This is a genomic window from Micromonospora sp. NPDC004336, from assembly GCF_053602615.1.
The window spans coordinates 1-11,885 of sequence record NZ_JBSGDY010000015.1; the positions used below are offsets into that span (position 1 = coordinate 1).

The following is an 11,885-nucleotide window of genomic DNA, read 5'->3' on the forward strand; positions in this document are numbered from 1 at the left end:
AAACCACAGCTCCGACCAGCCCGGGGTATAAATCAATTTGGCACTGGCTTATCAAGCACCCTGTTGAGTTCTCAAAGAACAACCACACACCGCCCGGAAACCCCACACCGTGGGGCCCCCGACCCGGGGCATTTCGTTCGCGTCCCCGCCGCTCTCGCGCCGGGCACTTTTACTACGTTACCTCACCGTCCCCGCCGTGTCAAACCGTTTGTCCCGGTCTGTCGTGCTTCGTACGGGTCGGTCCCGACGAACGCACGCAACGGTGTCCCGCTGCGCCAGATCATCGGATTTGGCAGACCGGCCGCTCTGCGGAACTCCGCGAGCTCGCCCGGTTTCCTGCCGGCGTCGAACCATACCCGGTCGGCTTCGCTCCGCCAAGTCCGCCTCGCGGCAGATCCGGCGGGCCCCGCCCGGTCCGCGTCACCCAGGAGTCGACCTCCTGCCTGACCCGGCGCCAGTCCGGCTCGGCGCTCCAGGACCTTCGCCCTGTTTGCCCCGTTCCGCGCTGGCAGAGAGAAAGTTACGCGTCTGCGGGTTTGAACGTCAAATCCGGGGGTAGCGTCCCCCGTCACACCATTACCGCCCGGCTATCTTGCCTGGTCAGCAGCCTTTGGCGATCGGGCGGCGCGCCGAGCGGCCCGCCAGGCGCGGACGCCGAGCACGCCGACAGTCGTACCGATGGCCAACGACGCCGCGATCAGCAGGGCGTGCACCCAGAGGAACCCGGTGGCGGGGAAGTCGCCGACGGTGCCGGTGGACCAGGAGCGCGGGTCCTTCCAGATGGCGACCGCGAATCTCGGCCAGATCACCCAGGTCCAGATCCCGACCCCGGTGAGGAAGAGCGCCCAGCCACGCGACAGCACCATGGCTGCCGAGTATGCCAGCGCAGCCTCCGCGCTGGTCAGGCGCCGGCGAGCGGGAGGCCCGCCCGGGTCTGCGGGCCTCCCGTCGCGTCAGAAGCAGGTGCCGATGCCGCCGATCGCGGGGTTCGCCCGGTCGTGGTGGTGGATGGTGCCGGTCGGGTCGGCCATGAAGCCGCCCCAGATGACGCAACCGCCCTTGACGTACGCCCGGGCCGGGCCGGCGGCCCAGAGCCGGTCGCCGTCGTCGACCCGGGTGGGCAGGTGCTGGGCGGCCAGGTAGACCTGGGTGCGGGTCAGGGTGCCGGCGTGCGCGGACTTGACGGTGACCGTGCAGCCGTAGCCGACGATCGGGTTGTACATCAGGTAGACGGTGCCGAGCCGGGTGCCGGTCTGGGCGTGCCGGATCGGGTCCTGGTCCTGGACGACGTAGCCGAGCCCGCAGAGCGACTGCGGCGTGACCGGGTTGGCGACGGCGGCCTGCGCGGCGGCGCCGCCTCCGGCGACGAGCCCGACCGCGACGGCGAGCACGACCCCGAACCGGCGAATGGTGCGGTACATCTGCGTCTCCCTCTTTTCTACCTCCGACGGATACGGGACCAGAATTGTCGGCGGGGGCCGTCCCGCGAATGTGCCCAGGGAACATTCCGCACTGCCGGCCGGTGTGCTGACCCCCAGTTCCGAGCAGGCCGACCTGCGGCGCGACACCGTCGAGCCCCGGCGGGCGACGAATATGACGTACTTCGCACCCGTACATTTTTTGTGAACCGATAATTGCCGACTTGTTTCCCGCCGGCGCGGGAGGGGCACTGATTTACGCGACCGACGAACCCTCATCGGAGGTGACCAGTGCAGCCGTCGACGTTCAACCCCTGGACCTGGCGCGACCCGTCCGCCCTGGCCGGCGGGTACGCCCGCACCAGCCCCGACGCCGCGCCGCCCGAGGCGCGGGAGGGCGCCGGCGACGGGCCCGACGCGCCCGGCCCCGGCACCCCGGTCGACCTGGTCGGCTACCGGGTGGAGGCCACCGACGGGCGGATCGGCGCGATCGACGAGGCCAGCGACGACACCGACGCCCCCTGGCTGGTGGTCGACACCGGGCCGTGGATCTTCGGCCGCAAGGTGCTGCTGCCGGTCGGCACGGTGACGCGGGTGGACCATCTCGACCGCACGGTGCACGTCGACCGCACCAGGGAGCAGGTCAAGGAGTCGCCGGCCTTCGACCCGGACGGATACCGGGAGCGCGACTACCGGGACCGGGTGGGCGACTACTACCGGGACACCTACCAGCGGGCCTGAGCGCCGCGGGACCCCCGCACGGGCGGCGGACCGGTTACGGTGGGAGACGTGGTCCGGCCGACGAGCTATGCGCCGGAGGCCGTCGACCTGGTCGACGGCCTCCCCATCGGCGTCGTGACCACCTTCCCCACCAGCTCCGGCGACGGCCGCGAGCAGATGATCGACCTCCTTCGTGCCGGCGGACTGCGGTTCCGCGACGGCGGGCGATGGCGGTCGGCTCACTGAGCCGACCCCGACCGATCCCGGGACGACCTCCCGGCCGGCCCGCCACCGCGCGCCTCGTCCGTCACGCACGAAAGGCCCTGTCACCGTGTCTGTTCCACGCATGCTCACCGGAGACCGCCCGACCGGGCGGCTGCACCTCGGCCACTACGTCGGCAGCATCGCCAACCGGGTGCGCCTGCACCAGCGCTACGAGAGCTTCTTCATCATCGCCGACCTGCACATGCTCACCACGCGGAACACCCGCGAGGACATCGAGCGGGTCGCGGTCAACGCCCGGGAGATGGTCACCGACGTCCTGGCGTCCGGCGTCGACCCCGCGCGGGCCGTCTTCTATCTCCAGTCGGCGATCCCGGAGGTCGGCGACCTGAACACCCTCTTCCAGAACCTGGTCACCGTGCCGAGGCTGGAGCGGGTGCCGTCACTCAAGGACATGGCCCGTGACGCGGGCAAGGAGGAGATGCCGTACGGCCTGCTCGGCTATCCCGTCCTCCAGGCCGCCGACATCCTCTGCGTCAAGGGGCAGGTCGTCCCGGTGGGCAGGGACAACGCGGCGCACGTCGAGGTGACCCGGGAGGTCGCCCGGCGCTTCAACCACCTCTACGGCGAGGTGTTCCCCGTACCGGAGATGATCGCGTCCGAGACGCCCACCCTGATCGGCACGGACGGCCGGGCGAAGATGAGCAAGAGCCTGGGCAACGCGATCTCGCTCTCCGACGACCCGGCGACGGTCCGCCGGAAGGTGATGGGGATGTACACCGACCCGAACCGGGTCCGCGCCGACGTGCCCGGCACCGTCGAGGGCAACCCGGTCTTCGCCTACCACGACATCTTCAACCCCGACCGGGGGCAGGTCGACGACCTCAAGGACCGGTACCGGGCCGGCCGGGTCGGCGACGTGGAGGTCAAGGAGAAGCTGGCCGTCGCGCTCAACCACTTCCTCGACCCGATCCGCGAGCGCCGGGCGCGGTTCGAGGCGGACCCGGGGTTCGTCGACGAGCTGATCGTCGAGGGCACCGAGCGCACCCGGCGCGAGGTGCGGCAGACGGTCGTCGAGGCCCGCCGGGCGATGGGGCTGACGAGCGCGTACACCCAGGTGCGGCGCCGGGCCGAGCGGCGCCGCCGGGCCGCGACCACGCCGGCCTGATCGTCGTACGCGCCGGCCCGGAACCGCGACCGCCGGGTTCCGGGCCGGACGCCGCGCCGACGAATAGGGATGAATGGCCGGCCGCCGCCGGGGCATGTGGAGGACCATGGGCGGCGTGCGACACGAGGCGGTGATGCCGGTCGTCGACGGGCTGGACCAGCTCGTCGACGTGTTGCGGAAGGCCGACCCCGACGAGGAGCTGTACGTCCGGTGGTCCCTGGGCCCCGACGCGGACCTGTTCGGCTCGCGCGGGCCCGGGCAGTCCAGCAGGGACGCGCTGACCGGCATCGAGCTGCCCGGCCTCTCCGCGAACCCGCTCGCGGTCGAGCCGTGGTGGGGCGACCGGCCGCTGCGCCTGTGGGTGGCCCGACGCCTCTACGACTACCGCCACCTGCGCGAGCTGCGCGGCCCGGGCGTACGCCCCTGGGTGCTCGTCGGGGAGCAGTGCGGCCGGGGGCCGGACAACGAGCCGCTGGTGCACTGCCGCCGCCCGGTCGCCTGGGTGTCGGAGCGGGCGCTGCGCGAGGCGGACCGGGCGGTCGAGGCGCAGGCGTCGGCGGAGTGGGGGCCGCTGCACCGGGCCGACTGAGCCCCGGCCGGGTGCCCGGGATTCGTCCGTTCGGCGGCGCGTGCGCCGTGGGTCCTCCGGATAGGCTCCGGCGCATCTGTGCGCGCCGTCCCATCAGGAGGAACTTCTTGGGCCGCAGCTTTCCGGCAGGTGCCCTGGCGACCGCCCTCGCCCTCGGCCTGCTGACCGTGCCGGCCACGCCGGCCGCCGCCGACACCCCCACCGCACCGCGCGAGGTCGCCGTCATTCCGCCGGCGGACGCGACGGTGCCCGCCCACGAGGCGGTCTTCTTCGCCGGCCGCACCGGCTTCCTGCACCGGCACGACAGCTCCCTCGACTACCTGTGGACGCGCTACGACACCGGCCGGACCGTCCGGGTCGAGGAGCTGGCCGGCGTCCAGCCCTCGGCGCTGAAGTCGGCCGGCGGCGACAGCGTCTACACCACCGCCCAGGTGCCCGCGCGGCCGGCGCCGGGCAAGGTCAGCGTGCTCGACCTCGCCGACCTGAGCTGGCAGCAGTGGGAGATTCCCGCCGACCACATCGTGTGGGGCGTCTACGGCGGGCGGATGCTGCTGCGCACCCCGCCGCTCACCGGCGTGACGTTGGAACTGCGCAGCCCCGACGGCGACGGCACGTGGACGACGACGCCGGTGACCGGCATCCCGGCCGACGCCCTGCCCAGCGGGCTGCCGCCGGCCGGTGACGAGACCTCGGTGGTGATCGGCTACCAGGCCGACGGCGGGCAGCGGATGGGGCTGCTCGACCTCGCCACCGCGACCGTGAAGCGGATCCCGAACGGCGTCCCGTCGAGCTTCTGGCGGCTCTCCGGCGACACCGTGGGCTGGATGTCGAGCAGCGGGCAATATCATCTCTATTCCCGCAGCGGCCTGACCAGCGGCGCGGACACCTCCGCCCGGCTGGTGACCGTCCCGCAGGACAGCCTCCTCCGCACCGTCGTCGTGGACGGCGGGCTGGTGATCAGCCGGAGCCAGACCAGCGACACCGGCGAGTACTTCCCGGCGACCTACGTGCCGGTGCAGACCACCGCGCCCCGCCCCACGCTGCTGCCGAAGATCTCCTGGGGTCTCCAGGCGCTCGTCCAGGCCCCGGACGGAACGGCCCTGGTCGTCGGCGGCTCCGGCCCCTCGGACTGGGCGGTGCGGCGGATCACCGGGCGGCCCGGTGACACACCGACCGTCACGCCGGTGCTTCCCGTGCGGGATCCGGTGGCGAACGCCGGGATCAGCTACCGCCAGGGCCTGGTCCGGCACGTGCAGTCCCAGGTGTCCCCGAAGACCGGCGCGACCGAGTACGTCGTCGCCAACCACCCGGTCTTCCCCGATCCGCGCTACACGCCCGGGGAGCGGTTCCTGCCACGCCTGACCCCGGCGCCGTGCGCGCCGGACGTCAAGTGCGTACGCCTGGTCGACGGCGCCGCCGCCGGGGCCGCCTACCTGGTGCCGAGCGCCACGACGGACACCGCCTTCACGCTGGACCAGGCCGCGGGCGGATACGTCCAGGTGCCGCTGCCCACGAGGGGCGGGCGGATCCTCGACGCCGCCACCTCCCACCTCATCGTCGCCGACGGCGCGTCGAACGAGCAGCACGTCGTCGACGTCGGCTCCGACCAGGTGGTCCGCACCGCGCCGAAGAGCGGAGCCGCGCTCTGGTACGGCACGCTGTGGACCGCGACGGCCACGGCCGGCCAGCTCACGGCGGTCGACCTGTCGACCGGCAAGACCACGCGCACGATCTCGACCGGTGTGGCGTGCGTGCCGACCGAGGTGCAGACCAGCGCCCGCTGGATCTACTGGGCCTGCGGCGCCACCGGCCCCGCCGGCGTCCTCGACCTGCGGGACGGCGGCAACCTCACGGTGCCGTCCGGGCCGGCGCTGCTCGGCGACGGCTTCCTCGTCCGGCACGACACCGGCGCGCTGCGGATGACCGCCTTCCACGACGGCACCGTGCACGCCCCGGTGAAGCTCGCCGACCTGCCCGCCGGTGTCCCCGCCGACGGTCGCGGCGTCACCTGGGCGGTGGACCGGCACGGCTCCGGCGTCGCGTACGCCGACGCCGATCGGGCGGTGCACGTCGTCGACACCGGCGTGCCGAGCACCGCCCCCGGGTTCGGCAGCGTGACCGCGAGCGACGCGGTGTATCCGGGCACCACCGGCCTCGCCTGGCAGGCGGACGTACGGCCGACCCGTCCGCTGTGGAGCTGGGAGTTGACGGTCACCCGCAGGTGGACGGGCGAAGTGGTGCACAGCGCCGGCGGCGGCAGGTCACGGACCTCGGCCTTCCTGCGGTGGGACGGCAGGCTGCCGTCGGGGCAGGCGGCGCTCAACGGGGCGTACACCTGGACGCTGAAGGGCACCCTCACCGACTCCGCAGCCCCGGTCACCGTGGGCTCCGGCGAGCTGGTCGTGCACTGCGGCACGTTCCCGTACCGTGGGTACGCCTGCTCGGGCGGGCCGGGCCTGCTCGGTGTCAAGTCCACGGGCGACGGCCACTGGTACGGCACCCGGCCCACCTCCACGCCCGGCCAGCTCTACAGCAACGGATACACCGAGAACTGGTGTCTCAGCTGCACGGGCGCCGAACGGACCTCGGCCCTGGTGCCGTTCGGCGACTTCAACGGCGACGGCTACCACGATCTGCTCGTCCGTGACGGCAACGGGGGCATGAGGGCGCACCTGGGCACCGGTCAGCTGGGCTTCGGTGGCGCGAACACCGTCAGCCTGGGCGCGGGTTGGATGATGTACCGGTCGATCGTCGCGCCCGGCGACGTCAACGGCGACGGCCACCACGACATCCTCGGCATCGACACCGACGGCAAACTCTGGCTCTACACCACCACCGGACGCGGCGGCATCAACCCCCGCGTCCAGGTCGGCTCCGGCTGGAACATCTACCCCCGCGTCACCGGCGCCGGCGACCTCAACGGCGACGGCCACGGCGACCTGCTCGGCATCGACTCCACCGGCGTCATGTACCACTACCTCAGCAACGGCAACACCGGCTGGAACACCCGCGTCAAGGTCTTCGCCGGCTGGAACATCTACAACTCGGTCGTGGCCATCGGCGACCTCGACGAGGACGGCCGCAACGACCTCGTCGCCCGCGACGCCGACGGCGTCCTCTGGCGCTACTCCGGGCTCGGCAACGGCTCCTTCGCCGCCCGGGTGCAGGCCGGCAGCGGCTGGAACATATTCAAGATCATCGTCTGACCGAGCGGCACCCGACCGCCCCCGGCCGCCCACGGCGACCGGGGGCGGTCGCCGTCGCGGCGGGGATTCCACCCGTTCGGCGACGCATTCACGTCCGTCCCCACCGGTAGGCTCCAGCGCGTCTGTGCGCAGCCCCCATCAGGAGGATCTCTTTGGGCCGCAGTCTTCCGGCAGGCGCCGTGGCGACCACCCTCGCCCTCGCCCTGCTGACCGTGCCGGCCACGCCGGCGGCCGCCGACACCGGCGTCGCCCCCCGCGAGACAGCCGTCATCCCCGAATCCGAGCCGACCGTACTGCCCGTCGAGAAGATCCTGCTCGCGGGCGCGTCCGGCTTCCTGCACCAGCACAACTCGTCCTCAAACCACCACTGGACCCGGTACGACACGGGCGCGACGGTCCAGGCCAGCGGGCTGAACGGCTACAAGAGCTGGGACATCCGCCCGGCCGGCGGCGACGCCGTCTCCGTCTGGAGCAGGCACCCCGTCGACGACGTCACCCGCTTCGGCGTGTACGACCTCAGCGACCGGACCTGGGACTACTGGCCCCGACCGACCGAGGGCACCCTCTTCGGGGTCTTCGGGCGTTCGATCCTCGTCCGCCACCCGGACATGCGGCTGGAGATCCGGACGGTCGGCCCCGAGGGCACCGTCACCGACACCCGGCCGGTCACGGGCCTGCCGGCCGGCAGCAGCTACCTCGACGACGCGCGGGTCGGCGACGCCACGTCCGTGGTCGTCCCGGCCGTCGGCGCCGACGGCGAGCGCTGGTACGGCCTGCTCGACATCGCCACCGCGCGCGTCGTGCCCATCCCCGGCGCCGCCCCGGCCGCACCAACCGCCTTCCGGCTCTCGGGCGACACGGTGGCGTGGATCGGCTCGGGCACCGTACGCGTCCACTCGCGCGGCGGCCTCGTCTCCGGCGCGGACACCGCCGCCCGGACCGCCACCGTCGCCGGCGCCTGGTCGAGCGCCGCGGTGCTGGGCGACCGGGTGGTCGTCCTCCTCGACCCCGCGTCCGGCGCGACCGAGGGTTCGGTCGTCACCGTGGGGCTGGACGGCACCGCGCGGACGACCGTGCTGCCCCGCGCGCAGGCCAAGGACTCGCTGGTGCAGGGGCCGGACGGGACCGCCCTGGCGGTCGGCGGCTCCACCTCCCGCGACTGGGCGGTGCACCGGTTCGCCGCCGGGGAGCCCGGCCCGGCATCGGTGCTGCCGGTGCGGGACCCGGTCGAGAACGCGGGCCTCACGTTCCGGCGCGGCGTCGTCCGCCACCTGCAGACCCAGGTGCTGCCGAGCACCGGCGAGACACACTTCGCGCTCTTCAACCACACCCTCGCGCCGGACGCCGCCGGCGCCGTGCCCGAGCAGGGCGGCACCCTCAGCGTCTACTCCGTCCGCTGCCCGGGCGAGGCGCGGTGCGTGCGGGTCGTCGACGGCGCCCAGGACGGCACCACCTACCTGCGCGAGGTGAACGGCCAGACGATGGTCAGCACGCGCCGGGTCGGCGACCTGTCCATGGTCGTCCCGACGACGGGCGCGCGGCTGGTCGACGCCATGGACGAGTACGCGGTGGTCGACGGCGGCTCCCCGGCCACGCAGTACGTGGCGCACCTGGCGGAGACGAAGATCCTGCGTACCGGCCCGATCCGGGCGGCGGCGCTCTGGTTCGACACGCTGTGGACCGCCACGGGCACGAACGGCCAGCTCCAGCAGCTGAGCCTGCCGGGCCTGACGGCGCAGCGGACGGTGTCCACCGGCGCGGCCTGCGTACCGACCGAGGTGCAGACCAGCGCCCGCTGGCTGTGGTGGAGCTGCGGCGCCACCGGCCCCGCCGGCGTCCACGACCTCCACACCGGCGCCAACCTGACCGTGCCCGCCGGGCCGGCCCTGCTCGGCGACGGCTTCCTCGTCCAGCACGACACCGCCGCCGCCACCCTGCGGATGACCGCCTTCCACGACGGCACCGTCCACGCCCCGGTCACGCTCGCCAGCCTGGCCCGGGGCACGGCCACCGACAGCCGGGGCCACAGCTGGGCCGTGGACCGCCAGGGGCGCGGGGTCGCGTACGTCGACGGCGACAACGCCGTGCACGTCGTCGACACCGGCGTCCCGGGCACCGCGCCCGGGATCGGCCGGGCGGCCACGAACGCGGGCAGCAACCCGCGGGCGGCCACCGACGACGGCCGGTACTGGACCGGCGCGTTCCACCCGACCCGGCCGCTGTCGTCGTGGCGGGTGACCGTCGCCCGCAAGTCGACCGGCGAGGTGGTGGCGCAGCGGACCGGCGGTGCGGCGCGCGACCGGCTCGACGTGCGCTGGGACGGCCGGCTCCCGTCGGGCGCGGCGGCCCCGAGCGGCGGCTACCGCTGGACGGTGCACGGCACCACCGAGGGCGCTTCGGAGACGACGCTGGGGGCCGGGAACCTGCTGGTCACCTGCGGCTCCTTCGCGTTCCGGGTGGTCGACTGCACCGGCAGCCCGTCCCTGCTCGGCGTGAAGTCCACGGGCGCGGGCCACTGGTACGGCGACACCAACGGCGGGGAGCCGACCGGCGAGCTGTTGAACAACGGGTGGACCGACAACTGGTGCCTGAGCTGCACCGGCGCGGAGCGTACGTCCGCGCTCGTGCCGTTCGGCGACTACGACGGCGACGGCTATCCCGACCTGCTCGTGCGCGACGGCAACGGGGGCATGAAGGCGCACCTCGGCGCCGGCTACATGAACTACGGCCTGGGGAAGACGGCCAGCCTCGGTGCCGGTTGGATGATGTACCGGTCGATCGTCGCTCCCGGCGACGTCAACGGCGACGGCCACCACGACATCCTCGGCATCGACACCGACGGCAAACTCTGGCTCTACACCACCACCGGCAAGGGCGCCATCAACCCCCGCGTCCAGGTCGGCTCCGGCTGGAACATCTACCCCCGCGTCACCGGCGCCGGCGACCTCAACGGCGACGGCCACGGCGACCTGCTCGGCATCGACTCCACCGGCGTCATGTACCACTACCTCAGCAACGGCAACACCGGCTGGAACGCCCGCGTCAAGGTCTACGCCGGCTGGAACATCTACAACTCCGTGGTCCCGATCGGCGATCTCAACCAGGACGGCCGCAACGACCTCGTCGCCCGCGACGCGGACGGCCTGCTCTGGTACTACGCGGGGCTCGGCAACGGGTCCTTCGCACCGCGCGTGCAGCGGGGCAGCGGCTGGAACACGTACAAGATCATCATCTGACCGACCGGCACCCGACCGCCCCCGGCCGCCCACGGCGACCGGGGGCGGTCCCCGTCCCGGACCTCCCGGTCGGCCCTCCGGATCCCGACGTGGGCGGCGACCGCCTGTCGTGGCGCGGCTCCGGACCGGTCGGCCGGCCTGGTGGCCACGGACGGTTGCGGCTAGGTTGCAGCTTCGGGTTTCCTTACTGTCTTCGATCGGGGATTCGGCGGCGTGTCGCACATCGAGAAGATCACCGGGGAACTCCGCGCGCTGACGGCGGGCGTCGACAGGGCCCAGGGGCTGGCGGCCGCCGCCGACAACCAGGCACAGGAGGTGGCGCTGCGGGCCGCCGGCGCCGGTTTCGCCGCCGTCGCGGTCGGCATGGCGCGGGTACGGGACGCCATCGCCGGAATCCGGGGCGGCCTGGGCGGCGTCGCCACCACGATCGGCGAGGCCACCCGGGCGACCGCGGCCGTGCCGCAGGAGGCCACCCCGGACGAGACGATCGCCGGGCTGACTCCCGTCGCGAGCGCGATCGACGGCATGCGCGACGCGACGAGCGCCACCATCGCCCAGCTCGACGAGGCCAAGCGGCTCGTCACCGGCGTCCTCCAGGGCGGCCAGCCGGGACCGTTGGTGCAGGGTCTGGAGAACGTCAAGCAGGTGCTCGTACTGATGATCCAGCGCACCGGCCCCGCCAGGCAGGCCGTCGACACGGCGGTGGCCGCGGCGCGGCAGCTCGGTTCGTCGGGAAACTGACCCGGAAGCAGTTCGACGACTGGCCGGTAGCAGGGCTGGAGGAACTGGCGGCAGTGACCCGGAACGGCACTATCGTCCAGTTCCTGAGGCGCACCTGAGGAAGGCCGAGCACATGTCGATCACCTACCGTCTCACGCTCGCCGGCAAGATCCCGTTGGAGCAGTTGGCACAGTTGGCCGCTCCGAGTGCGAGCGAGACCCCGACGCCTGCGGGCAATCGCCTGCTGAGCGCCGACCTGACCGACGAGTGCGGTTACGTGGTCGGCATCGTCGCCGGTCGCCACGGCTACTACGAGGCCGAGGACGACGGTGCCCGGTGGGTGTGGGAGCCGGAGGCCTACGTGGACGTCGACTTCCACATGCGCAAGGACGTGCTGGCCGAGAAGGGCCGGCCCCACATGATGCGTACGGTGGGCCGGATCCTGGCCGACCGCACCGAGGACGCGGCGCTGCTCTTCAACGACGACTGGCTGATGCTGACCCGCGTCGCGGGCACGGTCCGCCGGCACAACGAGGCCGACTGGTACGAGGAGGAGTACGACAGCTTCCTGCCCCGTTGAGCCCGACACGGGCCGGGCCGCCCCGG

10 protein-coding genes are annotated in these 11,885 nt (G+C 73.0%); 8 read left to right on the forward strand and 2 right to left on the reverse strand.

From position 1 onward, the window contains the following. Positions 1–587 precede the first annotated feature (587 nt). Together ACWENR_RS05715 and ACWENR_RS05720 are read right to left on the reverse strand one after the other, a co-directional pair. Positions 588–866 carry an SCO4848 family membrane protein gene (locus tag ACWENR_RS05715; RefSeq protein ID WP_452275888.1) on the reverse strand — a complete coding sequence of 93 codons (279 nt, stop codon included), beginning with the start codon at positions 864–866 and terminating at the stop codon, positions 588–590. An 87-nt stretch (positions 867–953) separates the two neighbouring features. Next, entirely contained in the window at positions 954–1,421 is a 468-nt protein-coding gene (locus ACWENR_RS05720) for a hypothetical protein (protein WP_452275889.1), read from the reverse strand. Between the two features lie 288 nt (positions 1,422–1,709). On the opposite strand from ACWENR_RS05720, the gene ACWENR_RS05725 reads away from it, so the two are divergent. The 8 genes from ACWENR_RS05725 (at position 1,710) to ACWENR_RS05760 (ending at position 11,859) form a co-directional block, all read left to right on the forward strand. Continuing rightward, positions 1,710–2,159 (forward strand): PRC-barrel domain-containing protein, encoded by a 450-nt coding sequence (locus tag ACWENR_RS05725; protein ID WP_452275890.1) that lies wholly within the window; start codon positions 1,710–1,712, stop codon positions 2,157–2,159. A gap of 48 nt (positions 2,160–2,207) precedes the next feature. Further along, positions 2,208–2,384, forward strand: a complete 177-nt coding sequence (locus tag ACWENR_RS05730; RefSeq protein WP_452275891.1) for a hypothetical protein — start codon at positions 2,208–2,210, stop codon at positions 2,382–2,384. A gap of 85 nt (positions 2,385–2,469) precedes the next feature. Continuing rightward, the gene (trpS, locus tag ACWENR_RS05735) at positions 2,470–3,528 is read left to right on the forward strand and encodes a tryptophan--tRNA ligase (protein ID WP_452275892.1); all 1,059 of its coding nucleotides are present in this window, start codon (positions 2,470–2,472) and stop codon (positions 3,526–3,528) included. Between the two features lie 115 nt (positions 3,529–3,643). After that, positions 3,644–4,117 carry a DUF6098 family protein gene (locus ACWENR_RS05740; protein ID WP_452275893.1) on the forward strand — a complete coding sequence of 158 codons (474 nt, stop codon included), beginning with the start codon at positions 3,644–3,646 and terminating at the stop codon, positions 4,115–4,117. Positions 4,118–4,224: 107 nt separating this feature from the next. After that, a complete protein-coding gene (locus ACWENR_RS05745) occupies positions 4,225–7,323 on the forward strand; it encodes an FG-GAP-like repeat-containing protein (RefSeq protein WP_452275894.1) in 3,099 nt (1,032 codons plus the stop codon). A 179-nt stretch (positions 7,324–7,502) separates the two neighbouring features. After that, positions 7,503–10,559: an FG-GAP-like repeat-containing protein gene (locus ACWENR_RS05750; protein ID WP_452275895.1), complete on the forward strand. Its 3,057-nt coding sequence runs from the start codon at positions 7,503–7,505 to the stop codon at positions 10,557–10,559. Positions 10,560–10,772: 213 nt separating this feature from the next. Then, positions 10,773–11,300 carry a DUF6244 family protein gene (locus tag ACWENR_RS05755; protein ID WP_452275896.1) on the forward strand — a complete coding sequence of 176 codons (528 nt, stop codon included), beginning with the start codon at positions 10,773–10,775 and terminating at the stop codon, positions 11,298–11,300. A gap of 112 nt (positions 11,301–11,412) precedes the next feature. After that, on the forward strand, positions 11,413–11,859 hold the full coding sequence (locus ACWENR_RS05760; protein WP_452275897.1) for a SitI3 family protein: 447 nt from the start codon (positions 11,413–11,415) through the stop codon (positions 11,857–11,859). Positions 11,860–11,885: the final 26 nt, after the last annotated feature.